Raw genomic sequence first — 24,192 nt, 5'->3', positions numbered from 1 at the left:
CCTCTCTTACCGGCCCGCATCTGGAGGAGCCACGGCGATGGCGGAACACACCAGCTCGAGCATCACGATCGAGGCGGCCCCGGCCGACGTGATGGCGGTGATCGCCGACTTCGCCCGTTACCCGGACTGGACCGGCGAAGTGAAGGAGGCGGAGGTTCTGAAGACCGACGCCCGGGGCCGTGCCGAGCAGGTGCGCCTTGTCATGGACGCCGGTGCGATCAAGGACGACCAGGTCCTCGGATACACCTGGACCGGCGACAACGAGGTCTCCTGGACGCTGGTGAAGTCCCAGATGCTGCGGTCCCTGGACGGCTCGTACCTGCTGAAGCCGGCGGGCGCGGGTTCGACGGAGGTCACGTACTCGCTGACCGTGGACGTCAAGATCCCGATGCTCGGGATGATCAAGCGCAAGGCGGAGAAGGTCATCATCGACCGGGCACTGGCCGGGTTGAAGAAGAGGGTGGAGTCGGGGGAGAAGTGAGGTAGGGGGCGCGTCGCGGGGGTACCCGTGGTCTCCCGGGTGCGGGTCCGTCGTGGCTGGTCGCGCCCACGCGGCGGTAGCCGCAAATTGATACAGCCCCGCGCCCCTGACGGGGCGCTGCCCAGCCGCGTCCTGCATACATAGCCGCGGGCAGTCGTGCCGCTGGGCGGCACGGGTGGGCGCTGGGGGTCCCCCCTCTGGGGGAGGCACCCTGCGAGCGCCGGTAAGCGAAACTCGCTCCCCTCAGCGCCGGGCACCTACAGGCAAGGCCCGCTTCAGTTACGGTTCACCCTCATGCGCACCATCCTGATCACCGGCCCGGGCGGCAGCGGCCGTACGACCGTCGCCGCGGCCACCGCCCTGCGCGCCTCGGCCGAGGGCACCCCCACCCTCGTGCTCAGCGCCGACCGCACGGACACCCTCGGCGCCGCCCTGGGCGTGGCGACAGGACCGGAGCCCACCCGCGTCACCCCCACCCTCGCCGCCTGGCGCCCCGACGCCGCCGCCCGCTTCCGCGAGGACCTCACCGCCTTCCAGACCCGCGCCGCGAACGTCCTCGACCTCCTGGGCGCCTCCCGCCTGGACGCCGAGGAGCTCACCCCCCTGCCCGGCGCCGAGGAGCTGTCCTTCCTCCGGGCCCTGCGCGACGCCGCCCTCTCCGAGCGGTACGAACTGCTCGTCGTGGACCTCCCGCCCGCCCCGCAGGCGCTCGCCCTCCTCGCCCTCCCCGAGGAGCTCCGCCGGTACCTGCGCCGCCTGCTCCCGCCCGAGCGGCAGGCGGCCCGCGCCCTGCGCCCGGTCCTCGGCCGCCTGGCCGGCGTACCCATGCCCGCGGACTGGCTGTACGAGACGGCAGCCCGCTGGGACGTCGAGCTGGCCGCCGTGGAGGCCGTCCTCGCCGACCGCGCCACCGCCGTACGCCTGGTCGCCGAACCCGGACCGGCCGGCGCCGACGCCGTCCGCACCGCCCGCCTCGGCCTCGCCCTGCGCGGACTGCCCGCCGCGACCCTGGTCGCCAACCGCGTGCTGCCCGAGGCCACGCCCCTGCACACCCTCGTCGCCCAGCAGCGCAAGACCCTCGCGGAATGGGGGGAGACGTACGAGGTCAAGGCCGTCGCCCACCTGGGGCACGACCCGCGCGGCACCGACGACCTCGCCGCGCTCGCCGTGCCCGGCGTCAACACCGTGCCCACCCCGGTCGAGTGGCCCGTCGCCGACCGGATCGAGGAGGACGGCGTCCTCGTCTGGCACATCCCGCTGCCCGGCGCGATACGGGACGACCTCGACCTCGTCCGGCGCGGCGACGAAGTGGTGATCACCGTGGGCGGCTTCCGCCGGATCGTCGCCCTGCCGTCGGCCCTGCGCCGCTGCACCGTCGCCGGGGCCGGACTGCGCGACGGCGAGCTGCGGCTGCGCTTCGCACCGGACCCGGAGCTGTGGCCGCGCTGACGGTGAAACCGGTACGCCCGTTCGGGTAACGTCGTAGAGACGAACCGTAGTCAGGAGTCCAGTCAGGAGTCCGTCATGAGCGAAGAGCGCCCCGCAGCCGACGCCTCCGAGGCCGCGGACGAGGTACGGGCGACGGACGCCGACGCCTGGGCCACCGCCTGCGCCGAGGACCTGCAGGCGGAGAAGGCCCGCCGCCGCGCCCAGTACGGCCCGCCGCCCGGGTCCGCCGCCGAGGAACTGCGCAAACTCGTCGACGCCGTCGCCGACAAGCTGTCCGGCCTCCAGACCCCGCTGCTCGGGGCGGTCGCCGGACCGGCCGCCCAGCAGGTGGTCCGGCAGGTCGTCCAGCAGGCGAAGAACGCCGTCGAGCCCGTGATAGAGCGCAACCCGGACGTCTTCGACCACCTGGCCGCGGCGGGCGGCGAACTCCTCGCCGCCTACCGCTCCGCGGTCCAGGCCCAGGAGACCCGCTGGACCTCCGGCAAGCACGACCCGGGCGACGACGCCGGCCCCGGTGAACGCATCGACCTGGACTGACAGCCCCGTCGATTCCCTCCGTCCCGCGCCCCCTACCGCCGACCGGTCCGTTCACCGGACGGACGACGAGAACCCGACGGCAGGGCCTCGGGTACGGTTGGCCGTAGCGGGGCTCGACCGAAACTGAGGGATTCATGGGACTCACCATCGGCGTCGACATCGGCGGCACGAAGATCGCGGCCGGCGTGGTCGATGAGGAAGGCAACATCCTCTCGACCCACAAGGTGCCGACCCCGGGCACGCCCGAGGGCATCGTGGACGCCATTGCTTCCGCCGTAGAGGGTGCGCGCGCCGGGCACGAGATCGTCGGCGTGGGCATCGGCGCCGCCGGTTACGTGAACCGGCAGCGCTCCACGGTCTACTTCGCGCCCAACATCGACTGGCGCCAGGAGCCGTTGAAGGAGGAGGTCGAGGCCCGCGTCGGCCTCCCCGTGGTCGTGGAGAACGACGCGAACGCCGCCGCCTGGGGCGAGTACAAGTTCGGCGCCGGCAAGGGCCACCGCAACGTCATCTGCATCACCCTCGGCACCGGCCTCGGCGGCGGCATCATCATCGGCAACAAGCTGCGCCGCGGGCACTTCGGCGTCGCCGCCGAGTTCGGGCACATCCGGATGGTCCCGGACGGGCTGCTGTGCGGCTGCGGCTCGCAGGGCTGCTGGGAGCAGTACGCCTCGGGCCGTGCCCTGGTCCGCTACGCCAAGCAGCGCGCGAACGCCACCCCCGAGCACGCCGAGATCCTGCTCGGCCTCGGTGACGGCACCCCCGAGGGCATCGAGGGCAAGCACATCTCCATGGCCGCCCGGCAGGGCGACCCGGTCGCCGTCGACTCCTACCGCGAGCTCGCCCGCTGGGCCGGCGCCGGCCTCGCCGACCTGGCCTCCCTCTTCGACCCCTCCGCGTTCATCGTCGGCGGCGGCCTCTCGGACGAGGGCGAACTGGTCCTCGACCCGATCCGCAAGTCCTACAAGCGCTGGCTGGTAGGCGGCAACTGGCGCCCGGTCGCCGAGGTCATCGCGGCCCAGCTGGGCAACGAGGCCGGCCTGGTCGGCGCGGCGGACCTGGCGAGAGAGCCCGACCCGATCATGTAATCGCCCTGGATTTCCGGGATGCGGCAACCGCAACTCCCCAGGGGCGCGAGGAACTGCGCGACAAGCCACCCACAACCGGCAGTCGCGCACAAACCTCGCGCCCCGAGCCATTGGGCGCGCGGCCCTTTCCATCGCCGCGTAGATTGCTCCACATGGCGTCGCTCCCCAACTCCCACACAGAGCCCGACGGTTCCGCCGTCATCCGCGTCCTCAGCTACAACATCCGCTCCATGCGGGACGACACCGACGCCCTCGCCCGCGTCATCAGGGCCTGCGCCCCCGACCTCGTCCTGATCCAGGAAGCCCCCCGTTTCTTCCGCTGGCGCAAGAAGCTCGCCCGGCTGGCCTCGGCCTCCGACCTGGTGATCCTCACCGGGGGCGGCACGGCAGCCGGCCCGGCGATCCTCTGCGACCTCCGCGCCACCGTCGAGCGCACCGAGGACGTCCTCCTCCCCCTCACCCCCGGCCTGCACCGCCGCGGCCTCGCGACCGCCGTCGTCCGGTTCGGCGGCGCCCGCCTCGGCGTCACCAGCTTCCACCTCAGCCTCCAGCAGGACGAGCGCTACGAGCAGGGCGGCCTGCTCCTCGACCGGGTCGCCGGCATGGGGGTGGAGCACGCCATCGCCGGCGGCGACCTCAACGACCGCCCCGACGGCCGCACCTTCCGCCGCCTGGCCGACGCCTTCCAGGACTGCCGTACCACCGCTCCCTGGGGCGGCGAGTTCACCTCCTGGTCCACCGACCCCCACCAGCGCATCGACGCCGTCTTCGCGACGAAGGGCATCGAGGTGCTCGGCTGCGGCGTCCCCGAGGACCTGCCCGGCGTGGCCCGGGCAGACCTCGCACGGGCAACGGACCACTTGCCCGTGCTGGCTGCACTGCGGGTGCCCGCAGCCTGAAGCAGAGCCGCCGGACGGAGTCCGGCGCAGCCGCCCGAAGCCTGTGGGGCCCCTCGGGCCGAGCAGTGCGAGGGCGGCGTCGGGAGGTTCTGCCCATCTCCCGGTCCTGGCCGCCCTCAGGGTCCCCGCTGTCTCCTAGCCCTCTACGGCCGCTGCTTCACCTTGTCCACGACGGCCCAGCTGTCGAGATACGAGAGCTGGGTGTACGTCTTCATGGCCGCGCCGTCGCCCGAGGTGCGCACGTCGCGGAAGCCGAGGAACTCGTACGTCACGGGGTCGAAGATGAAGTAGCCGCCGAAGCCCACCGAGCCCTTCGGGAGCGTCGGGTCGACGTATGTGATGGCCACCCCGGTACGCCCCTTCGCGTCCTTCTGGCCCGGCACGACCTTCACCCCCGGCACCATGCCGAGCGCCTCGTACGCGGCCGGACGCAGCCCCTCCGGCATCACCGGGACCAGCTTCAGCAGCCCGGCGAGGCTGAAGTGGATCTGCGACCACTCCTCGTCGCCGAGGCCGTCGAGCGAGGTCGTCCTCCCGCCGAACTCGTTCGCGATCGACAGGATCAGCTGCTCGGGGTCGGTCGGCAGTTTGCGCAGCGTGCCCCAGTCCTGCGGCGGCCAGACGCTCTCGCCCTTCTTCAGCGGCGGCGACCACCAGCCCTTGCCGATCTCCATCGTCCAGCCCCGCTCGGAGCCGTCCACCGAGCGCCAGTTCTCGTCGGTGTAGCTCCTCGTGGCACCGGTCTTCTGGTTCGTCTCCTTGATGATCTCCTTGGAGTAGATGAACTGGTCGTCGCGCGGGCGGACCGTCCGCTCGTGCCTGCGTGCGTAGTCGGCGGCCCCCCTGAGCACCGTCTGCGCGCTCACGTTCCGCATGGCGGGCGCGCTGGTGGCCGGCGGCTCCGCCGCGCGGTGGGTCCGGGCGCCGTCGTCGTCCCGTACGGCGACCAGTACGCCGGCGGCGACCGCGGTGGCCAGCCCGGCCGTCAGGGCGATGCGCAGGACGGGGCGGCGGGGCCGTACGCGCACGGCGGTGCTGTCCATCGCCGCGCTCAGGCGGGCCCGCACCCGCTGCCTGGTCTCGTCGTCGAGCGGCGGAGCCCCCATGTCGAAGTCCCTCAGTTCACGCAGTTCGTCGATGTCACGCACGGGCGTCCGCCTCCCGGAAAGCCGTCGGATCGGTTCCGCCCAGTGCCTCGCGCAGTCTGCCGCGGGCCCGGTGCAGCCGTGATCTGATGGTGCCGACCGGCACCCCGAGCGCCTCGGCGGCCTCCTCGTAGTCGAGGCCGGCCCACGCCACCAGCAGGACGACATCGCGGTGCCGGGCGGACAATCCGCCCAGCGCTGCCGCCAGTTGCCGACGCACCCCCGTGGCGCCGGCCCTGTCGACCGCCCGTTCCGCGACCGGCTCCTCGTGCTCCACCGGCTCCGGCAGCCGGGACAGCGCCCGGAACCGGCGTGCCTCGGCCCGGCGGTGCCGGCCCACGAGGTTGGTCGCGATGCCGAACAGCCACGGGCGGGCGTCGGCTCGTGCGAGGTCGTACGTGTGGCGTCGCTGGAAGGCGGTGACGAAGGTCTCCGCCATCAGATCCTCCGCCGCCTCCGGACCCAGCCGCCGGGCCGCGTAACGGTGCACGGCGTCGGCGTACCGGTCGAAGAGCACGGCGAACTGCTCGGGCTCGTCCCGGGACCGCGCGATCACCCGGGCGTCGCTGTCCGCGCTCTCTCTGTCGCGGGTACCGGTGCCCGGTGGTCCTACGGTCATCGGGTCTCCTTCCGTTCGTCCGAACGCCTCGAAGGCTTGGGCTTGGTGGTTCACCTCTCCTTCGCCGGTCGACGGAAGCGAGTTCCCTTTTTTCGAGTTCGCCTTTCCGAGCCCCCTTTTTTCGGGACAGGGGTTCGGTCCCGGAAACACGAGGGCCCGTCCGGAGTGACTCCGGACGGGCCCTCGGGCGGGCGTTGATCGGTCAGACGACGGCGCCCCGCCCGGGGTCGCCGTCCTCGTCGTCGTCGGTCTTCATTCTGGTCACCAGCGTGACGAACCCGCCGAGGAAGCCGCCGATGCCCAGCGTCGCCAGCCACCAGGTCATGTCCCAGCCCAGCAGCACCGCGAGCAACAGCAGGACCGGTCCGCCCACCACGCCCAGCCACGCGAACTTGGCCGTGGCGTCGGTCTCCGGCAGCGGCGGCGGCTCGGGCGGCACGAAGTGCCCGTCGTCGTCCTCGTCGAAGTCGTCCTCGGACGCCTCCGGCGCCGAGTAGTCACGCGGGCCCACGCCGGGCGCGAAGGAGACGGAACCGCCCAGCGGCTGCACGGGCCGCTGCTCCTCGGCCGCCCCGGCCGCGGTCCCGGCGGCCTCGGCGCCCGCCTCGGTCTCGTCCTCGTCGGTCGCCGGCAGTGCGAGATCCTGCACCGGCTTGTTGTAGGGCTTCGTGCCCGGAGGGTCCGGCGGTTCCTCGCCGTACCCCGCGACGATCGCCGCCCAGGCGGCCTCCTCGTCGAAGGGCACCCCCGGCTCGTCCGGCTCGCGGTCCTCGCGGTCGGAGTCGTGCTCAGCCAACTGCGGCCGTCCCTTCCTTGCCGACACTGGGTGCGAGCCGGCCGATGAAGGCAAGGCTCTCCTCGAAGATCCGGTCCGCGTCATGGTCCAACGTCGCCACGTGGTAACTCTGTTCCAGCACGACCTCCGTTACGTCCGTGGACGACACCCGGCTCAGGATCCGGGCGGAATCCACCGCCGGAACCACATGGTCCCGGGTGCTGCGCAGGAGCAGCAGCGGCTGGGTCACCTGCGGCAGCTCCTTGTCCACCTGGCGGAAGAAGTTCCGCAGCGAGTGCGCGCAGTGCAGCGGCACCCGGTCGTACCCCGTCTCCGCGGCGCCCGGCTTGGCGATGTCGCTGGCGATGCCCTTCGTCGTGCGGACGAGATGCCGGGCCACCGGAAGGGCGTACGCCGACAGGCCGTGCACCTTGTTCGCCGGGTTGACGATCACCACGCCGTCCACACCCGTACCGTTCCTCGCGGCCAGCCGCAGCGCCAGCGTGCCGCCCATGGACAGGCCCGCCACGAACACCTGGGAGCAGCGCTCGCGCAGCAGCCGCAGCTCGCGGTCCACCTCCGCGTACCAGTCCTGCCAGCCGGTGACCTGCATGTCCTCCCAGCGGGTGCCGTGCCCGGGCAGCAGGGGCAGGGACACGCTCAGGCCGTGTGCCGCATGGTGCTCCGCCCAGGGGCGCAGCGACTGGGGCGAGCCGGTGAAACCGTGGCAGAGGAGGACGCCGGCCTCCCCGCCGTCATGGCGGTACGGCTCGGCTCCGGGGAGAACCGGCACCTTCGGTCTCCAATTCTTTCGATTTCGTTCGAGAGGGCGGAACTGCGAGAGCCGTGGACGACGACTCCAGTTGTGCTTCACCGTACGCGACGGCACTGACACCGACCAGGGTCGTCGGGCCCATTCCCGGCGCTCCGGGTTAAGGTCTGTTCGACGGAAACAGGAGGCACTCGGTTGTTGTACGGCGCGATGAAGGTCGCCATCGGGGGACCGCTGAAGGTCACCTTCAGGCCCTGGGTGGAGGGCCTGGAGAACGTCCCGGCCGAGGGCCCGGCGATTCTGGCGAGTAACCACCTGTCCTTCTCCGACTCGTTCTTCCTGCCCGCGGTGCTGGACCGCAAGGTCACCTTCATCGCGAAGGCCGAGTACTTCACCACGCCCGGCGTGAAGGGCCGCCTCACGGCCGCCTTCTTCAAGGGCGTCGGCCAGCTCCCGGTGGACCGCTCCGGCGCGCGCGGCGCGGGCGAGGCGGCGGTGCAGAGCGGCATAGACGTGCTGGAGCGCGGCGAGCTGTTCGGCATCTACCCGGAGGGCACCCGCTCGCCCGACGGCCGCCTGTACCGGGGCAAGCCCGGCGGCCTCGCGCGCGTGGCGCTCGCGACCGGCGCCCCGGTCATCCCGGTCGCCATGATCGACACGGAGAAGATCCAGCCGCCGGGGCAGGTGATGCCCAAGCTGATGCGGCCGGGCATCCGGATCGGCAAGCCGCTGGACTTCAGCCGTTACCAGGGCATGGAGCACGACCGGTTCGTGCTGCGCGCGGTGACCGACGAGGTCATGTACGAGATCATGAAACTCTCCGGCCAGGAGTACGTGGACATCTACGCGACGGCCGCCAAGCGGCAGATCGCGGAGGCCGCGAAGGCCGAGAAGGACGCGGCGCGGAGAGCCGAGAAGAAGGCCGCCGAGTCCTAGGACCGGCGGCAGGGGGACTGGCAGGGGGGACTGGGGGACATGAGCAGGCGGGAACGCGTCATACGGATGTCGGTCGAGCAGCCCCTGTGGCGTGCCCTCACCGGCTACCGCGTGCTGACCCTGCTGTACGCGATCGGCCTGTTCGCCTCGGCCTACGACGACTACGACCGCGCGGGCGTCGCCATCGCCTACTTCGCCGTCCTGACCGTCTGGACCCTGGCGACCCTGCCCCGCGTGCAGAGCGCGGCGGCCTGCACCAAGCGCTTCCTCGCCGTCGACCTCGCCATCGCGCTCACCGGCATCGTGCTGACCCCCTGGGTGGTCACCCAGGGCCACATCGACCGGGGCGGCCCGACCCTGCCGTCGATATGGACGGCCGGCTCGGTCCTCGCCTACGCCCTCAAGGGCGGCTGGCGCTGGGCCGCGTTCGCCTCCACGCCGGTCGCCGTCGCCAACCTGGTCGAGCGCGGCCGCCCGGCCCGCGACACCGTCCACAGCGTGATCCTGGTCTGGGTCGCCTCCATCGCCATCGGCTACGTCGTCGAGGTCGCCCGCGCCTCCGAGCGCACCCTCGCCCGCGCCCTGGAGATCGAGGCGGCGACCCGGGAACGGGAGCGGCTCGCCCGGGACATCCACGACGGCGTGCTCCAGGTGCTCGCCATGGTGCAGCGGCGCGGCACCGTCCTCGGCGGCGACGCGGCCGAACTGGGCCGGCTGGCGGGCGAGCAGGAGGTGGCGCTGCGGACGCTGGTCTCCGGCGGCCTGGTGCCGCTCTCCCGGGTCTCGGAGGACGCGTCCCAGGGCGCGGTCGTCCGCCTGGTCGAGGAGCCCGACGACAGCGGTCCCGTCGACCTGCGCACGCTGCTCGCGCGGTACGCCGGATCCCGGGTGAGCCTCGCCGAGCCCGGCGCGCCGGTGGAGCTGCCGCCGGGCGCCGCCCGCGAGCTGGCCGCGGCCGTGGGTGCCGCCCTGGACAATGTGCGCAGGCACGCGGGGGACGGGGCGCGGGCCTGGATCCTGGTCGAGGACGACCCCGGCGAGGTCGTGGTGACCGTACGGGACGACGGCCCCGGCATCCCGGAGGGCCGGCTCGCCCAGGCCGAGGGGGAGGGGCGGCTCGGGGTGGCCCAGTCGATCCGGGGGCGGCTGCGCGACCTCGGCGGCAGCGCCGAGCTGGTCTCGGTCCCCGGGCAGGGCACGGAAGTGGAACTGAAGGTACCGAAGGTCTCCCCGGGGAAGGCGGAGCGGCGATGAGCATCAAGGTCATGGTGGTCGACGACCACCCCATGTGGCGGGACGCGGTCGCCCGGGACCTGGCCGAGTCCGGGTTCGAGGTGGTCGCCACCGCCGGGGACGGCGACCAGGCGGTGCGCCGCGCCAAGGCCGCCGGGCCCGACGTCCTCGTCCTGGACCTCAACCTGCCGGCCAAGCCGGGTGTCCAGGTCTGCAAGGAACTCGTCGGCCACAACCCGGCGTTGCGGGTCCTGGTCCTCTCGGCGAGCGGCGAGCACGCCGACGTCCTGGAGGCGGTGAAGTCCGGCGCGACCGGCTACCTGCTCAAGTCCGCCTCGACCGAGGAACTCCTCGACGCGGTCCGCCGTACCGCGGTCGGCGACCCGGTGTTCACGCCCGGTCTCGCCGGACTGGTCCTCGGCGAGTACCGCCGCCTGGCCTCCGAGCCGGCCCCGGCCGCGGACGCCGGCCGGCCCGACGCGCCCCGGCTCACCGACCGCGAGACCGAGGTGCTGCGGCTGGTCGCCAAGGGCCTGAGCTACAAGCAGATCGCCGAACGCCTGGTCATCTCCCACCGCACCGTGCAGAACCACGTGCAGAACACCCTCGGCAAGCTCCAGCTGCACAACAGGGTGGAGCTGGTGCGCTACGCGATAGAGGCCGGACTCGACGAAGACTGATCTGATCTGATCTTCGGGCGACGCGTAAACCAACCGCCCGACAATTCACCGGAATTGCCCTTCCGCGCCCATCCCTGTGTGAGCTGGATCACCATTAGCGTGAGTCCCACCAGGCAACCGCGGCGAAGGGACATTTCCATGCGGGTCGGAGTACTGACCGGAGGCGGCGACTGCCCCGGGCTCAACGCCGTCATCCGGGGCATCGTCCGCAAGGGCGTGCAGGAGTACGGCTATGACTTCGTCGGCTTCCGGGACGGCTGGCGCGGACCCCTCGAAGGCGACACCGTCCGCCTCGACATCCCCGCCGTACGCGGCATCCTGCCCCGCGGCGGCACCATCCTCGGCTCCTCGCGGACCAATCCGCTCAAGCAGGAGAACGGCATCCGCCGCATCAAGGACAACCTCGCCAAGCTGGAGGTCGACGCGCTGATCGCGATCGGCGGCGAGGACACCCTCGGCGTCGCCGCCCGCCTCACCGACGAGTACGGCGTGCCCGTCGTCGGCGTACCGAAGACCATCGACAACGACCTCTCCGCCACCGACTACACCTTCGGCTTCGACACCGCGGTCGGCATCGCCACCGAGGCCATCGACCGGCTGCACACCACCGCCGAGTCCCACATGCGGATCCTGGTCTGCGAGGTGATGGGCCGGCACACCGGCTGGATCGCCCTGCACTCCGGGCTCGCGGGCGGCGCCAACGTCATCCTCATCCCCGAACAGCGCTTCGACGTCGAGCAGGTGTGTGCCTGGGTCACCTCCCGCTTCAAGGCGTCGTACGCCCCGATCGTGGTCGTCGCCGAGGGCGCCATGCCGAAGGACGGCGACGTCGTCCTCAAGGACGGGTCCCTGGACTCCTTCGGGCACGTCCGGCTGTCCGGGGTCGGCGAGTGGCTGGCCAAGGAGATCGAGAAGCGCACCGGCAAGGAGGCCCGGACCACCGTCCTCGGGCACATCCAGCGCGGCGGCACGCCCAGCGCCTTCGACCGCTGGCTGGCCACCCGCTTCGGCCTGCACGCCGTCGACGCCGTCCGCGACGGGGACTTCGGCAAGATGGTCGCGCTGCGCGGCACCGACATCGTCCGGGTACCGATCGCTGAGGCCACGGCCAAGCTGAAGACCGTCGACCTGAAGCTGTACGAGGAGGTCGGGGTGTTCTTCGGCTGAGCCCGGGTCCGGGCGGGCCCGCGCCCCGACAGGGCCGGGCCCGCCCGGGACGGCGTCCCGGACTACCGGGCCGGCCGCCGTTCGGAGAGCGTGCCGGTACCGCGCAGCCGGCCGACCAGGTCCCGCACCACGGCGGCCCCGTTCAGCGTGAGGATCGACTCGGGGTGGAACTGCACCCCGGCGAAGCCGGGTCCCCGTACCGCGTGCACCTCGCCGTTCTCCGCCCGGCTCACCTCGACACCGTGCGCCGCCAGCTCCCGCGCCGCCTCCTCGTCGCAGCGGGCCACGAAGCTGTTGTAGAAGCCGACCGTCTCCGGGCGCCCGAACAGGTCCACGGTCGCCTGCGCCCCCTGGTAGGGGACCTCCTTGCGGACGATGTCCAGCCCCAGCTCCGCCGCGATCAGCTCGTGCCCGAGGCAGACGCCCAGCACCCCGTGCCGGTGCTCCCGGAGCACGGTCGCCGTCAGCTCCCGCAGGAACCGCATCTTCGGATCGTCCAGGTCGGACGGGTCACCTGGCCCCGGGCCCAGCACGACCGGCCCCTGGTACGCGAGCACCGCCGCCCGCAGCCCCGGCTCGTCGTACCGCCGGACGGTGACGTCCAGCCCGCCGGCCCGCAGCACATGCGCGAGCATCGCCGTGAACGTGTCCTCGGCGTCCACCACGAGAGCGTGCCCGGTCAGTTCCCCGGACCGCTCCTGCATCCGCAGCCAGAACGGCGCCAGCGCGGCCCGCCGCCCGTCCAGCGCGGCCCGCACCCGCGGGTCGTCGGCCAGCCGGGGGCGCGTCTGCTCGGCGCGCGGCCGTGACGGCCGTACCCCGAGGGCCGCCAGCACTCCGGCTGCCTTCGCGTGCGTCTCCGCGACCTCGCTCGCCGGGTCCGAGCCGCGCACCAGGGTGGCGCCGACGGGGACCCGCAGCCGGCCCTGCGCGTCGATGTCGGCGGTACGGATCAGGATGGGGGAGTCGAGGGTCTGGGCACCCCCGGAGTCCCGGCCGAGCAGGGCCAGCGCACCGGCGTAGTAGCCCCGCCCGCCCACCTCGTGCCGCTCGATCACCCGGCAGGCGTTCTGCACCGGGGACCCGGTCACGGTCGCCGCGAACATGGTCTCCTTCAGGACCTCCCGCACGTCCAGCGAGGACCGGCCGCGCAGCTCGTACTCGGTGTGCGCGAGGTGCGCCATCTCCTTCAGCCGCGGCCCGACGACCACACCGCCCATGTCGCCCACCGTGCACATCATCTTGAGCTCCTCGTCGACGACCATCGACAGCTCCTCGATCTCCTTGCCGTCGGCGAGGAAGCCGAGCAGGTGCTCGGGGGTGGGGCCCTCGGCGGGATAGCGGTACGTGCCGCTGATCGGGTTCATGACCACCGTGCCGCCGGACATCCGGACGTGCACCTCGGGGCTCGCGCCGACCAGCGTCCGGTCCCCGGTGTGCACGACGAACGTCCAGTACGCGCCCCGCTCGCCCACCAGCAGCCTCCGGAACAGGGCCAGCGCGTCGGCGCGCCCGAAGCCCGGGATCTCGCCCTCGTACGTCCGCCGGATCACGAAGTTCGCCCCCTCACCGTGCCCGATCTCCTCCCGCAGCACGCGGCCGACGATCTGCGCGTACGCGTCGTCGTCGACGTCGAAGGCGCCGGACTCGACGCGGACGTCGTGGGAGGGGAGGGTGGCGAGGGCCTCGTCCAGTGGAATGTGACATACCACTGTCGGGGTCAGCACCAGCAGCGGCGTCCCGTCGTCCCGGACGTCGAACCCCCGCTCCCGGATCTGCCGGTACGGAACGAGGGCGAGCCCCTCCTCGGGCAGGTCGGCGAGCCGGTCGTGGGCGGTGACCGGGCCGAGCAGGAGCTCCACCGTGCTCTCGTCGTGGCCGGGGGTACGGCGGCGGAGCAGGGCGAAGGGGCGGTCGTCGTGGAGCAGCCGGTTCAGGTCCATGGTTCCTCTGCGGTCCTTTGTCAGGTGAGACAGGTGAGAGAGGAACGGCCCCGGGAACGCCGAAGGCCGCCCCTCCGGGCGGCCTTCGCGAAGTCTTGCGTACGCGCAGTCAGTGGGCCGCCGGAGAAGCGGTCCACCACCAGTTCTGGGTCGAATGCGCGAACATGCGAAAAACCCTACCCCACTCCGCGCCCTGTCCACAGGACAATCGCTTCGTCTCACCAGTCGAGCCGGAGGAAAACATGGCGACACGACCCCGTAATGTTTACGAGGTGACCGTGAACGCTAAGACCAGCCTTGGCGCTGGCAACACCTGGCGAAACCTGCCCGCGGCGCAGCAGCCCGAGTACCCCGACCCCGAGGCTCTGCGCGCAGCCGTTGCGGAGCTGGAGTCGTATCCGCCGCTCGTCTTCGCGGGCGAGTGCGACCAGCTGCGCGCCCGGATGGCGGCCGTCGCCAAGGGAGAGGCGTTCCTCCTCCAGGGCGGAGACTGCGCCGAGGCCTTCGACGCGGTGTCGGCCGACCACATCCGCAACAAGCTCAAGACCCTCCTCCAGATGGGTGCCGTACTGACGTACGCGGCGTCGGTGCCCGTGGTGAAGGTGGGCCGGATCGCCGGCCAGTACAGCAAGCCGCGCTCCAAGGGGACCGAGACCCGCGACGGCGTGACCCTGCCGACGTACCGCGGCGACTCGGTCAACGGCTTCGACTTCGACGAGAAGGCCCGCATCCCGGACCCCGAGCGGCTGAAGCGGATGTACAACGCCTCCGCCTCGACGCTGAACCTGGTGCGTGCCTTCACCACCGGCGGTTACGCGGACCTGCGCCAGGTGCACGCCTGGAACCAGGACTTCGTGAAGTCCTCCCCGTCGGGCCAGCGCTACGAGCAGCTCGCCCGCGAGATCGACAACGCGCTGAACTTCATGCGGGCCTGCGGCGCGGAGCCCGAGGAGTTCAAGACGGTCGAGTTCTTCTCCTCGCACGAGGCGCTGCTGCTGGACTACGAGTCCGCCCTGACCAGGGTCGACTCGCGCACCGGCAAGCTGTACGACGTCTCGGCGCACATGGTGTGGATCGGCGAGCGCACCCGGCAGCTGGACGGGGCGCACATCGAGTTCGCCTCAAGGATCCGCAACCCGATCGGCCTCAAGCTCGGCCCGACGACGACGGCCGAGGAGGCGCTGAAGTACATCGACCGCCTCGACCCGGACCGCGAGCCGGGCCGGCTGACCTTCGTGGTCCGGATGGGCGCGGACAAGGTCCGTGACAAGCTCCCCGAGCTGGTCGAGAAGGTCACCGCCTCGGGCGCCACCGTGGCCTGGGTGACCGACCCGATGCACGGCAACACCTTCGAGGCGGCCTCGGGCCACAAGACCCGCCGCTTCGACGACGTGCTCGACGAGGTCAAGGGCTTCTTCGAGGTCCACAAGACGCTCGGCACCCACCCGGGCGGCATCCATGTGGAGCTCACCGGCGACGACGTCACCGAGTGCGTGGGCGGCGGCGACGAGATCTTCGTCGACGACCTGCACCAGCGCTACGAGACGGCCTGCGACCCGCGGCTGAACCGCAGCCAGTCCCTGGACCTGGCGTTCCTCGTCGCGGAGATGTACCGCGACCAGTAGGCGGCCTCGCGGGCAGTCCCGCGGGAAGAGTGGGGCGCGGATCACATGCGATCCGCACCCCACTCCACTTTTGCGCTCCCCGGGCGACGGGTAAGGTTAGGTTAGCCTCACCGATCAGTCGGGGCGGCACCACTATCGATCCCGGCGGGAGGTGAATCCGCGTGTACGTCTGCAGCTGTTTCGGGGTGACCGAGGCGCAGGTCAAGCAGCACGCGGAGAACGGTGCCTGCACCCCTCGCCAGATAGCGTCCGCCTGCAAGGCGGGCACGGACTGCGGTTCGTGCGTCCGCCGCATCCAGGCGATTCTCGGCCGGGGCGCCTGCCCCCGCCACGAGCCGGCCGACCAGGGCCGCCCGGCGCTCTCCGGGCTCGAAGCGGTCGACGCGCTCGGCGCACTCGACGAAGCCGCCTGACTCAGCTGCTCTCGGGCTGCTCGATGATCTGCGAGATGTAGAGCGCCTCGCCGAGCTTCTCCACCAGCTCCAGCTGGGTGTCGAGGTAGTCGATGTGGTGCTCCTCGTCCTCCAGGATGTCCTCGAAGATGTTCGCGGACGTGATGTCGCCCTTCTCGCGCATCACCTTGATCCCGCGCTTGAGGCGGTCGATCGCCTCCACCTCGATCTGCCGGTCGGCCTCGAACATCTCCTTCACGGTCTGCCCCACGCGGACGTGGAACAGCCGCTGGTAGTTGGGCAGCCCCTCCAGGAACAGAATCCGGTCGGTGAGCACCTCGGCGTGCTTCATCTCGTCGAACGACTCGTGCCGGGTGTACTTCGCGAGCTTGTACCAGCCGAAGTTCTCCTGCATCTTCGCGTGCAGGAAGTACTGGTTGATCGCGGTGAGCTCGCCGGTGAGCTGCTCGTTGAGGAATTCGATGACCTCGGGGTCGCCCTGCATCGCAGAGGCTCCTTCCGCATGGGTTCCGTACCGGACAGATGGGACGTTTGCGGCGCATGATTGCACCGGTGCGGAAGATCGTCCAGTAAGTGCGTACTTAGTAAGTAAGTGCATGCCTGGTACTAGTTGAGCGATTTGCTGATCTTTGAGTGGTCTGCCTGGTCGGGTGCACCGCCCGTGGTCTGTCAGGATGGAAGGCATGGGTCATCCGGTGGAGCACGCGTCTCGGGAAGCCGCGGGAGCCGGGCTTCCGCCGGGGCAGCGACTGCAGCGCGGCTGGCCGGTCACGCACTACGGCCCGGTGCCCAAGTTCCGGCCCGAGCGCTGGGAGTTCCGGGTCTTCGGTGCCACCGCCGACTCGGGTGCGCACATCTGGAACCACGAGCAGTTCACGGCCCTGCCGTACGCCACCGTGGTCGCCGACCTGCACTGTGTGACGAAGTTCAGCATGCTCGGCGCGGAGTGGGGCGGGGTCCCGGCGCGGACCGTCCTGGAGCTCGCGCCGCCCGCCCCCGATGTCACCCATGTGATGGTCTGGGCGGAGTACGGCTTCAGCTCCAACCTGCGCCTCGCGGACTTCGCCGCCGAGCACACCCTCTTCGCCACCCACAAGGACGGCGAACTCCTCACCGCCGAGCACGGTTTCCCGGTCCGGCTGGTCGTCCCTCACCTGTATGCCTGGAAGGGCCCCAAGTGGGTCCGCGGCATCGAGTACATGACCGCCGACCGCCGCGGCTTCTGGGAGGAGCGCGGCTACCACAACATCGGCGACCCCTGGAAGGAGCAGCGCTACTCCTACCAGGAGGGGCCGGGAGACGGTCCGGAGCTCTGAGGTCCCGCCGCTCAGTGGTGGTACCGGTGCACCACCGCGTGCCCCCTGCCCCGCCCGATCGTCCACTTGTTGACCGGTGTGGTCACCGCGAACGCGAGTACGAGCGAGACGGCCAGCGAGATCCAGAACAGGACGTCGCCCAGCTGGGCGTCCATCGCGGCCGGCCAGACCAGGATCGTGCCGTTGTCGATCAGCTCCATCACGGCGATGGAGAGGGTGTCCGCGGCCAGCGCCACCCGCAGGGCGGTGCGGAGGTCGACGCCCGCCTTCAGGACCCCGCGCATGGTCAGCGCGTAGCCGAAGAAGAACGCCAGCACGATCGCCAGTAGCGTGGTCGGCAGGTTCCCCCAGCCGAACGCCGTGCCGACGACCATGCCGAGCACCTCGCCGACGGCGCAGCCGGTGAGGCAGTGCAGGGTGGCCTGGGCGGCCATGGCCCAGGAGGCGCCGGTGCTGCCGTGTGCCTCGTGGGATGTGTGCGGTGCGTGAGTGTGTTCGGTGTGCTCGTGGACGGCGTGCTCGTGGTCCATGGCCGGCCCCCGGTGTCAGGTGCGGATCCTTCTGCGACGCCAACATATATACCCCCCAGGGGTATTCCACGGAAGGGTCCGGGCTCGTTCCGGTAACGGCACGCACATTCCGTGCCCAGAGCGCTACGCTGAGATTCTTGCCTGGCGGGAGACGCGCCGGGCGGAGACGGATCCGCGGGGCCCTTGGGGTTCCGCTTGTGATCCGGTTCGGGGGCGAGCGGTCGGGGGACGACGGTGGGGCTGTTCGGAGAGCGGCATACCTTCATGGGGAGCCTCGGTCCGGGGGACCGGGAGGCACTTGCGGGACTCGGCACCCGGCACGAGTACCCGCCGTACGACACGGTCGTCGCGGAAGGCGACCGCACCACCTTCGCGGTGGTCCTGCTCGGCGGCTGGTGCACGGTGTGGACGCCGACCGAGCGCGGCGGCCGGCTGATCCTGGCGCTGCGCCGGGCCGGCGAGGTCGTCGGCGACATGGCGGCGCTCGACGGCCGCCCGCGCAGCGCCTCGGTGAGCACCCTCGGCCAGGTGACCGGACTGGTCGTACCCGGGGAGCGGTTCCGGCGGTTCCTCGCCTCCCGGCCGCACGCCAACGCGCTGATGATGAACCAGCTCACCGAGCGGCTGCGCAGCGCGGACCACGAGCGCCGGGCCCTGGCCTCCATGACCGTGCTGCAACGGCTCGCCGAGCGCCTGGTCGAACTCGCCGACCGCACCGGCCGGCCGGAGAACGAGGCCGTGACCATACGGCTGCCCCTCGCGCAGCACGAGCTGGCCGCGTCCGTGGGCTCCACCCGCGAGGCCGTCGCCAAGGCCCTGCGCCTGTTACGGGAACAGGGCCTGGTCCGCACCGGCCCCGGCACCCTGGCCGTGGCCGACCTGGACCCGCTCCGCCTGCTCGCCGCCGGACAACCACACACCACGGAGACCTGACAAGCACATGTCCCGCGCTGTGTAAACGGCTACAGCGGCGACCGTCCGGCTCCGCGACCATCACAGCCGAGGGGCCGATGGTCCGGCGGGACGGCAGGGAGGAGAGAACGATGGAGGGGGAAGCCGCGTACGGCTTCATCGTGAACGTGGACGCGCAGGGCTCGGGCCTGCTGTCCGACACCGAGAAACCCGAGATGCGGCGCAGACTCTACGACGTCACGGGCACCGCCTTCGAACAGGCCGGCATCAGCCCGCCGCGCCTCTACCAGGAGGACCGCGGCGACGGCATCCTCAGCGTGCTGGCGCCCGACGTGCCGCCCGCCCGGGTCGTGGGGGAGTGGGTCGAGCAGCTCCACCAGAACCTCCGGGAGAGCAACCGGGACCTCAGGAAACCGCTGCGGCTGCGCGTGGGACTGCACATCGGCCGGGTCACGGCCGACGCCTACGGCCGTTCCGGGCGCGCCGTCGACCTGGCCTGCCGGCTGTGCGACTGCGGCACCGCGAAGGCGATCCTCAAGGCCGCGGACGGCGCGCCCCTGGTGGTGATCGCCTCCGACCGCGTGCACGAGGACTTCGTCCTGCCCGGCGGGCGCTGGGTGGACCCCGGGCACTACCGCCGGCACGACGTGGAGCTCAAGGAGGGCCGCACCACCGCCTGGTTCATGGTCCCCGGCCGCTCCGAGCCGCCCGAGCCGTCCGAGCCGCCCGAGCCGTCCGAGTCGCCCGAGCCGCGCGAGGCGACCGCGCGGTCCGCGGAGCCGGCGCCCGACTCCGTCGCCGGACCGGACGGGACGCCGGGGCCGACCGGTACGACGGCGAGCACACCGCCGCGGCCGCCCGCCGCCACGGACACCGGGGGCCGCTTCGTCCAGAACATCCACCAGCACGGCGACGGAGAGATCATCGCCGCCGAACGGATCGAGACCCTCAACAGCGACCGCCGCGGCGGTGGCCGGTGAACGCCCAGAACCCCCCGCCGCCCCAGGGCGGCCCGAAACCGCCGCAGCAGCCGCAGCCGCAGCAGAAGGCCGAGCCGGACAAGCCGCAGGGCGCCGAGTCCGGCGGCGCGCCCGAGCCGGAGAAGGCCGACGTCATCGGCGGCTCGGCCGCCGACCCGCTCGGCGAGGAGGCGCTGCCCGGCGCGGCGGCCGCCGCCTCCCGGATCTACCGCTCGACCGTGAGCCAGCACGGCACCGGCACCCTCATCAGCTCCGGATCCGTCGGCACCATGAACTTCTACAGCCGGCAGGCGGCCGAACGCGTCCTCGCCGGCCCGCTCCCGGAGGACCAGCTGCGCAGACTGCGCCAGGTCTTCCAGGAACCGGCGGACTACGGCGAACACCGCGAGCAACTGCGCGCCGGACGCCTCCTGGTGCTCTACGGCCAGCCCGGCACCGGCCGCGCCTACACCGCCCTGTCCCTGCTGGACGGCCTGACCGACGGCCGGGTCTCCCGGCTCGACCCGCGCACCGACCTGGACAGACTCGACGACGACCAGATCAGCGACGGCCACGGCTACGCCCTGGAGCCGAGCGCCACCGGGTTGCCGGACGAGACCGGCCTCGACCGGCTCTGCGAACTGCTCGGCAGGAAGGAGGCGTACGCGGTCCTGCTGGCCACCCCCGAACCCGGTGACGTGCTCTCCCGCAGCGGCCGCTACTACCGCGCCCACACCCCGGCCGTCCAGACCGCCGTACTCGAAGGCCACCTCGCCCTCGAACTGGCGGACAAGGCCCCCGAGCTGTACGAGCGGGCCCGGGCGACCGCCCTGGACCCCGACGTCCTGGAGGCACGCGGACTCGACGAACTGCGGCCCGCGGAGGCCGCCCACTACGCACGGCTCCTCGCCCGGCACACCAGGGACGAGCTCACCCACGACGAACTCCTCGCCGAATGCCGGAAGTTCGCCGAGAACCAGGCCGCCGAATGGTTCGCCGGCGGGGTCCGCTCCGAGACCCCGGAGCGGCTGCGGGACGCGGCCTACCGGATCGCCGTCGCCGTCCTCGACGGAGCCTCGCTCAGCGCCGTCGCCGAGGCCGCCGAGGTGCTCGCCTGGGAACTGGCCGTCACCGTCGACCCCGAGGCCACGCCCGGCCGCCCGCTGTTCAGCGACGGCGTCGACGCCCGGCTGGTCTCCGCCCGCGCGGTCGCCGAACTCGGCACCGAGGAGGTCGGCACCGAGGAAGTCCCGGTGCGCACCGTGCGGTTCGGCGGCGAGGCCCTCGCCCCGGCCGTCCTCGGCCACCTCTGGCAGCACCGGCACAACGCGCGCGGACCCGTGCTGCGCTGGCTGGCCGGGCTCTGCGAGGACGACCGGCCCCAGGTCTGGGTGCGGGCCGCGGTGGCGGCGGGCCAGCTGTGCCGCCTCGACCTCTCGCACACCGTGCACGAACTGGTGCAGCCCATGGCCCAGGCCGAGCGGGCCCGCCGCCGGCTGTTCGCCGCGACCGTCCTCGACGTGGCGCTGCGCTCCCCGGAGGTCGGCACCGCCATCCGCGCCCTGATCGGCTCCTGGGCCCGCTACGGCGACGAACACCTGCGCTGGACGGCAGGCGCCGTGCTCGGCCGGGGCCGGGCCACCGACACGGACCGCGAGAGCCTCGACCTGCTCGGCGGGATCGGCGTCTGGGAGGAGGGCAGGCTGCGCTCCGGCGCGGCCGTCCAGGTCGCCCACTTCGCCGGCGCCCACCCCGAGCCCCGGACCCTGCGCCGGATCCGTGCCTGGCTCTCCGACGAGCGCCGGCCCCAGCAGGACCTCGGCCTGCAGTCCACGGTCTACCTCGCCTCCGTGCCCGTCACCGACCTCTGGAACCAGCACGAGGACCTGGAGGGCTACGGCGACTGGCCGCTGATGCTGGCCCTGGCCGCCGTCCGGCCCGCCCTCGCCCCGGAACTCGCCGGGCTCCTGTGGACCGCGCTGCAGACCCCACGGTCCTACGAGGCGGCGATCGAGACCCTGTCCGACTGGCTGCGCGGCTCGGCCGACCAGCCCTGGGCCGACCGCCTGGAGCGGTTCCTGCCGCTCCTCGTGCACAGCCACGACGACCGCAACCGGCTGCTGGCCCTCATCAGGGAACTCACCGAAGACCCCGACCAACCACTGAACGAACAGCAGGTCCGCCGCCTGTGGGGGGCGGTCCAGGGAGCGAGTACACCATGACGCACAACCAGTGGCAGCCGTGGCCGCCCCAGGACGAGGAGTTCGTCCTGCCGCACGACCTCAGAGGCCCCTTCGTCCGCGAGTTCGCCCCGCAGGCCGCCTACCGGCACCGCAACAGCCAGGTGGCGTCGGTGCTCTACTACAAGAACGGCGGGCACAGCATCATCACCGTCCGCGGCGCCGAGCACTTCAACAAGCCGCTGATGGGCAAGCCGACCTCGGTGTGCTGGATCGCGCGCGGCCAGCACCAGGTCTCCTTCCAGCTGGCCCTGCCCACCCTCGGCGACCGGGCCCAGTTCAGGGCGGGGGCGGACGTCAACTGGGAGGTCCGCGACTTCTACACCGCCGCCGAGAAGCGCGTGGTCGACGTGGAGCGGATGCTCCGCCCGTCCCTGGAGGCCCGGTTACGCGGGCTCAGCCGCCGCTACAGCCTGGACTCGGCCCAACAGGTCGACGAGGCCATCCAGGACGAGCTGGCCAGCGGCCGGTGGGGTGACTTCGGCGCCGAACTGGGCCTCGCCACCCAGGTGTTCGTCCGTATCGACCTCGGGCAGGCCGCCGCCGACCACCAGGCCCAGATGGTCGCGGTGGAGAAGGGCGGTGTGGTCCAGGAGGCCATCGACAACGTCACCAAGGCACGGATCGCGGCCAACATGGACGACGCCCAGAAGCTGATCACGGCCGGCGAGACCGTCCAGTACGCCCACCTGCTCGCCTCGGACCCGGGCCGGGCGGCCGAGATCCTCGGCGCGCTCCAGCAGCAGGCCCGCGACCAGCGCCAGGGCGCCCTGGACTACCTGACCAACCTGATCAACCAGGGCGTGGTCCAGCGCCACCAGATCGACGACCAGGTCCAGGCCCTCATCGACTACAGCCGCACGGTCTCCACCGGCGTCTTCCCGCACGGCCTGCCGCAGGCCCCGACCTCGCTGCCGGTGCCGCCCATGCCCCCGATGCCGCCCGCACCCCCGCTGCTCCCGGCCGACGCGCCCCCGCCGGTTCCGCCGGCGCCACCGGCGGACGCCGTCCCCGGGCAGGGGACGGGGGTGGAGGACGACTCCAGCCCCGAGGCGCGCCGATGACCCCGGGCGAGCCCGACGCCGCCGCGTACTACGTCGCCGAACGGCTGCTGGCGACCGTGCGCGAGGACCTGGGCAGGGCGGACGTGAAGGCGTCCGTCCTGCTCTCGGGCGCCGTCGCGGTGCCGGCGCTGGTGCTCGGCAGGGGAGCGCCGTCCGGCGCGTCGGGCCTCGCCCTGGCCTTCCTCGCGGCGGGCGGGGCGCTCTGGGCGGCCGGCACCCTGCTGCTGCTCGCGGTGATCGTGCCCCGCACCCGCACGGTCCGCTCGGCACCCGGCCCGACCTTCTACGCCGACGCCCTGTACGGCATCGACCCGGAGGCGCTGCGCCGTGCCGCCGCCGACGCCGGGGCGGACCAGGTGGGCTGGCTGCTCACCCAGCTCCAGGACGTCAGCGTGATCCTGTCGGCGAAGTACCGCTGGCTGCGCCGGTCGATGGCACTGCTCGGCGCGGGGCTGCTGCTGGCGGCGGTGCCGCTGGCGGTGGGGTGAGCCGTCCGACGAGGGGCGTCAGCCGTCCCGGAGCCGCTTGAGGCGCTCGACGTCGGCGGCGTGCCCCTCCTTGCCACCGGGCGTCTCGATGATCAGCGGTACGCCCGCGGTCGCCGGGTGGGTCATCAGCGCCCGGAACGGGTCCTCGCCGATGTGACCGGAGCCGATGTTCTCGTGCCGGTCCTTGTGCGCGCCGACGACGTCCTTGGAGTCGTTGGCGTGGATCAGCTTCAGCCGCCCCTCGCCGACGGTGTCCACCAGCAGGTCCAGCGTCTGGTGCATCCCGCTCGGCCCGGTCAGGTCGTGCCCGGCGGCGAAGATGTGACAGGTGTCCAGGCAGACGCCCAGCTTCGGATGGGCGTCCAGCGCCTCGAAGTACGGCCCGAAGTCCCAGGTCCGCGAGCAGAGCGAGGCGCCCTGCCCGGCGGTGGACTCCAGAAGCAGGAACGGATCGTCGTCGTGGGTCAGTTCGTCGAGGAGCGGCAGCAGATGCGTGCGTACCTGCTTCAGCGCCACGTCCCGGGCCCGCCCGCCGGTCGCGCTCCCGGTGTGCACGACCACCCCGAGCGCCCCGATCTCCCGGCCGCGGCGCAGCGAGTGCCGCAGCGACTCCACCGACTTCTCCACGGTCGCCTCGGTGTGCGAGCCGAAGTTGATCAGGTACGGGGCGTGCACGTACGCCGGGACGGATCCCTCCGCGCAGGCCGCGCGAAACGCCTCGTCCTGCTTCGGGCTGCCCGCCGGGGTGGCCCAGCCGCGCGGGTTGGCGACGAAGACCTGCACGGTCTCGGCCTTCAGCTCACGGGCGTACGACAGCCCCACCGAGTGCAGACCGCCGGCCACCGGGACATGGCCGCCGACGGGGTTGCGGGCGGGACCTGACTGCTGACTCTTCACCCGTCCAGGGTGTCACGGCGCGGC

26 protein-coding genes are annotated in these 24,192 nt (G+C 72.2%); 17 read left to right on the top strand and 9 right to left on the bottom strand.

The features are described 5' to 3' along the window. Positions 1-37: 37 nt before the first annotated feature. From SSP29_RS15040 to SSP29_RS15020, 5 genes are all read left to right on the top strand, one after another. The gene (locus SSP29_RS15040) at positions 38-481 is read left to right on the top strand and encodes an SRPBCC family protein (RefSeq protein ID WP_089101134.1); all 444 of its coding nucleotides are present in this window, start codon (positions 38-40) and stop codon (positions 479-481) included. Between the two features lie 294 nt (positions 482-775). Then, the gene (locus tag SSP29_RS15035; RefSeq protein WP_089101133.1) at positions 776-1,930 is read left to right on the top strand and encodes an ArsA family ATPase; all 1,155 of its coding nucleotides are present in this window, start codon (positions 776-778) and stop codon (positions 1,928-1,930) included. Positions 1,931-2,005: 75 nt separating this feature from the next. After that, on the top strand, positions 2,006-2,467 hold the full coding sequence (locus tag SSP29_RS15030; protein ID WP_089101132.1) for a DUF5304 domain-containing protein: 462 nt from the start codon (positions 2,006-2,008) through the stop codon (positions 2,465-2,467). Positions 2,468-2,601: 134 nt separating this feature from the next. Beyond that, positions 2,602-3,555: an ROK family glucokinase gene (locus tag SSP29_RS15025; protein ID WP_089101131.1), complete on the top strand. Its 954-nt coding sequence runs from the start codon at positions 2,602-2,604 to the stop codon at positions 3,553-3,555. A gap of 152 nt (positions 3,556-3,707) precedes the next feature. Continuing rightward, the gene (locus tag SSP29_RS15020) at positions 3,708-4,454 is read left to right on the top strand and encodes an endonuclease/exonuclease/phosphatase family protein (protein WP_089101130.1); all 747 of its coding nucleotides are present in this window, start codon (positions 3,708-3,710) and stop codon (positions 4,452-4,454) included. Between the two features lie 143 nt (positions 4,455-4,597). Here SSP29_RS15020 and SSP29_RS15015 read toward each other — a convergent pair whose 3' ends face one another. From SSP29_RS15015 to SSP29_RS15000, 4 genes are all read right to left on the bottom strand, one after another. Beyond that, positions 4,598-5,602 (bottom strand): CU044_5270 family protein, encoded by a 1,005-nt coding sequence (locus SSP29_RS15015; RefSeq protein ID WP_150134200.1) that lies wholly within the window; start codon positions 5,600-5,602, stop codon positions 4,598-4,600. After that, on the bottom strand, positions 5,595-6,218 hold the full coding sequence (locus SSP29_RS15010; protein ID WP_089101129.1) for an RNA polymerase sigma factor: 624 nt from the start codon (positions 6,216-6,218) through the stop codon (positions 5,595-5,597). Before SSP29_RS15010 ends, SSP29_RS15015 begins: the two co-directional genes overlap by 8 nt. Positions 6,219-6,420: 202 nt before the next feature. Next, entirely contained in the window at positions 6,421-7,014 is a 594-nt protein-coding gene (locus SSP29_RS15005) for a hypothetical protein (protein WP_089101128.1), read from the bottom strand. Then, positions 7,007-7,786 (bottom strand): alpha/beta hydrolase, encoded by a 780-nt coding sequence (locus SSP29_RS15000; protein ID WP_089101127.1) that lies wholly within the window; start codon positions 7,784-7,786, stop codon positions 7,007-7,009. Before SSP29_RS15000 ends, SSP29_RS15005 begins: the two co-directional genes overlap by 8 nt. 189 nt (positions 7,787-7,975) lie before the next feature. Between SSP29_RS15000 and SSP29_RS14995 the strand changes: the two genes are divergently transcribed. From SSP29_RS14995 to SSP29_RS14980, 4 genes are all read left to right on the top strand, one after another. Next, the gene (locus SSP29_RS14995) at positions 7,976-8,701 is read left to right on the top strand and encodes a lysophospholipid acyltransferase family protein (RefSeq protein ID WP_150134198.1); all 726 of its coding nucleotides are present in this window, start codon (positions 7,976-7,978) and stop codon (positions 8,699-8,701) included. A gap of 39 nt (positions 8,702-8,740) precedes the next feature. Then, complete coding sequence (gene macS / locus SSP29_RS14990) at positions 8,741-9,955, top strand: MacS family sensor histidine kinase (RefSeq protein ID WP_089101125.1); 1,215 nt, start codon at positions 8,741-8,743, stop codon at positions 9,953-9,955. Next, positions 9,952-10,614: a response regulator gene (locus SSP29_RS14985; RefSeq protein WP_089101124.1), complete on the top strand. Its 663-nt coding sequence runs from the start codon at positions 9,952-9,954 to the stop codon at positions 10,612-10,614. Before macS ends, SSP29_RS14985 begins: the two co-directional genes overlap by 4 nt. A 138-nt stretch (positions 10,615-10,752) precedes the next feature. Next, positions 10,753-11,781 carry a 6-phosphofructokinase gene (locus SSP29_RS14980; RefSeq protein ID WP_089101123.1) on the top strand — a complete coding sequence of 343 codons (1,029 nt, stop codon included), beginning with the start codon at positions 10,753-10,755 and terminating at the stop codon, positions 11,779-11,781. Between the two features lie 62 nt (positions 11,782-11,843). Here SSP29_RS14980 and SSP29_RS14975 read toward each other — a convergent pair whose 3' ends face one another. Next, positions 11,844-13,724 carry an anthranilate synthase family protein gene (locus SSP29_RS14975; RefSeq protein ID WP_089101122.1) on the bottom strand — a complete coding sequence of 627 codons (1,881 nt, stop codon included), beginning with the start codon at positions 13,722-13,724 and terminating at the stop codon, positions 11,844-11,846. 109 nt (positions 13,725-13,833) lie between these two features. Further along, positions 13,834-13,890: a trp operon leader peptide gene (locus SSP29_RS61200; protein ID WP_071659820.1), complete on the bottom strand. Its 57-nt coding sequence runs from the start codon at positions 13,888-13,890 to the stop codon at positions 13,834-13,836. A gap of 106 nt (positions 13,891-13,996) precedes the next feature. On the opposite strand from SSP29_RS61200, the gene SSP29_RS14965 reads away from it, so the two are divergent. Both SSP29_RS14965 and SSP29_RS14960 read left to right on the top strand, forming a co-directional pair. Beyond that, on the top strand, positions 13,997-15,349 hold the full coding sequence (locus SSP29_RS14965; protein ID WP_089101120.1) for a class II 3-deoxy-7-phosphoheptulonate synthase: 1,353 nt from the start codon (positions 13,997-13,999) through the stop codon (positions 15,347-15,349). A 161-nt stretch (positions 15,350-15,510) separates the two neighbouring features. Continuing rightward, positions 15,511-15,762: a (2Fe-2S)-binding protein gene (locus SSP29_RS14960; protein WP_089101119.1), complete on the top strand. Its 252-nt coding sequence runs from the start codon at positions 15,511-15,513 to the stop codon at positions 15,760-15,762. Between the two features lies 1 nt (position 15,763). On the opposite strand, the gene bfr is transcribed toward SSP29_RS14960, so the two are convergent. Next, positions 15,764-16,246, bottom strand: coding sequence for a bacterioferritin (bfr, locus tag SSP29_RS14955; protein ID WP_089101118.1), 483 nt, complete (start codon positions 16,244-16,246; stop codon positions 15,764-15,766). A gap of 199 nt (positions 16,247-16,445) precedes the next feature. On the opposite strand from bfr, the gene SSP29_RS14950 reads away from it, so the two are divergent. Next, positions 16,446-17,078 (top strand): sulfite oxidase-like oxidoreductase, encoded by a 633-nt coding sequence (locus SSP29_RS14950; protein ID WP_089101117.1) that lies wholly within the window; start codon positions 16,446-16,448, stop codon positions 17,076-17,078. Between the two features lie 11 nt (positions 17,079-17,089). Here the strand turns inward: SSP29_RS14950 and SSP29_RS14945 are convergent, their stop codons facing one another. After that, a complete protein-coding gene (locus SSP29_RS14945) occupies positions 17,090-17,608 on the bottom strand; it encodes a DUF4396 domain-containing protein (protein WP_089101116.1) in 519 nt (172 codons plus the stop codon). Positions 17,609-17,872: 264 nt separating this feature from the next. Here SSP29_RS14945 and SSP29_RS14940 point away from each other — a divergent pair, with 264 nt between their 5' ends. The 5 genes from SSP29_RS14940 to SSP29_RS14920 all read left to right on the top strand — a co-directional run bounded on the left by SSP29_RS14940 (position 17,873) and on the right by SSP29_RS14920 (position 23,271). Next, on the top strand, positions 17,873-18,541 hold the full coding sequence (locus SSP29_RS14940; RefSeq protein WP_089101115.1) for a Crp/Fnr family transcriptional regulator: 669 nt from the start codon (positions 17,873-17,875) through the stop codon (positions 18,539-18,541). Between the two features lie 110 nt (positions 18,542-18,651). Then, positions 18,652-19,500, top strand: coding sequence for a nucleotidyl cyclase domain-containing protein (locus tag SSP29_RS14935; RefSeq protein WP_089101114.1), 849 nt, complete (start codon positions 18,652-18,654; stop codon positions 19,498-19,500). After that, entirely contained in the window at positions 19,497-21,701 is a 2,205-nt protein-coding gene (locus SSP29_RS14930) for a hypothetical protein (RefSeq protein ID WP_089101113.1), read from the top strand. The genes SSP29_RS14935 and SSP29_RS14930 overlap by 4 nt, the downstream gene beginning before the upstream one ends. After that, positions 21,698-22,783 carry a hypothetical protein gene (locus tag SSP29_RS14925; protein WP_089101112.1) on the top strand — a complete coding sequence of 362 codons (1,086 nt, stop codon included), beginning with the start codon at positions 21,698-21,700 and terminating at the stop codon, positions 22,781-22,783. Before SSP29_RS14930 ends, SSP29_RS14925 begins: the two co-directional genes overlap by 4 nt. Further along, positions 22,780-23,271 (top strand): Pycsar system effector family protein, encoded by a 492-nt coding sequence (locus SSP29_RS14920; RefSeq protein ID WP_089101111.1) that lies wholly within the window; start codon positions 22,780-22,782, stop codon positions 23,269-23,271. The genes SSP29_RS14925 and SSP29_RS14920 overlap by 4 nt, the downstream gene beginning before the upstream one ends. 18 nt (positions 23,272-23,289) lie before the next feature. Here SSP29_RS14920 and SSP29_RS14915 read toward each other — a convergent pair whose 3' ends face one another. Further along, on the bottom strand, positions 23,290-24,168 hold the full coding sequence (locus SSP29_RS14915; RefSeq protein ID WP_089101110.1) for a deoxyribonuclease IV: 879 nt from the start codon (positions 24,166-24,168) through the stop codon (positions 23,290-23,292). Positions 24,169-24,192: the final 24 nt, after the last annotated feature.

This window comes from Streptomyces hyaluromycini, from assembly GCF_002217755.1.
GTDB lineage: Bacteria > Actinomycetota > Actinomycetes > Streptomycetales > Streptomycetaceae > Streptomyces > Streptomyces hyaluromycini.
Note: the sequence above shows the minus strand (reverse complement) of the source record. Positions and strands in the feature narration are given on the sequence as shown.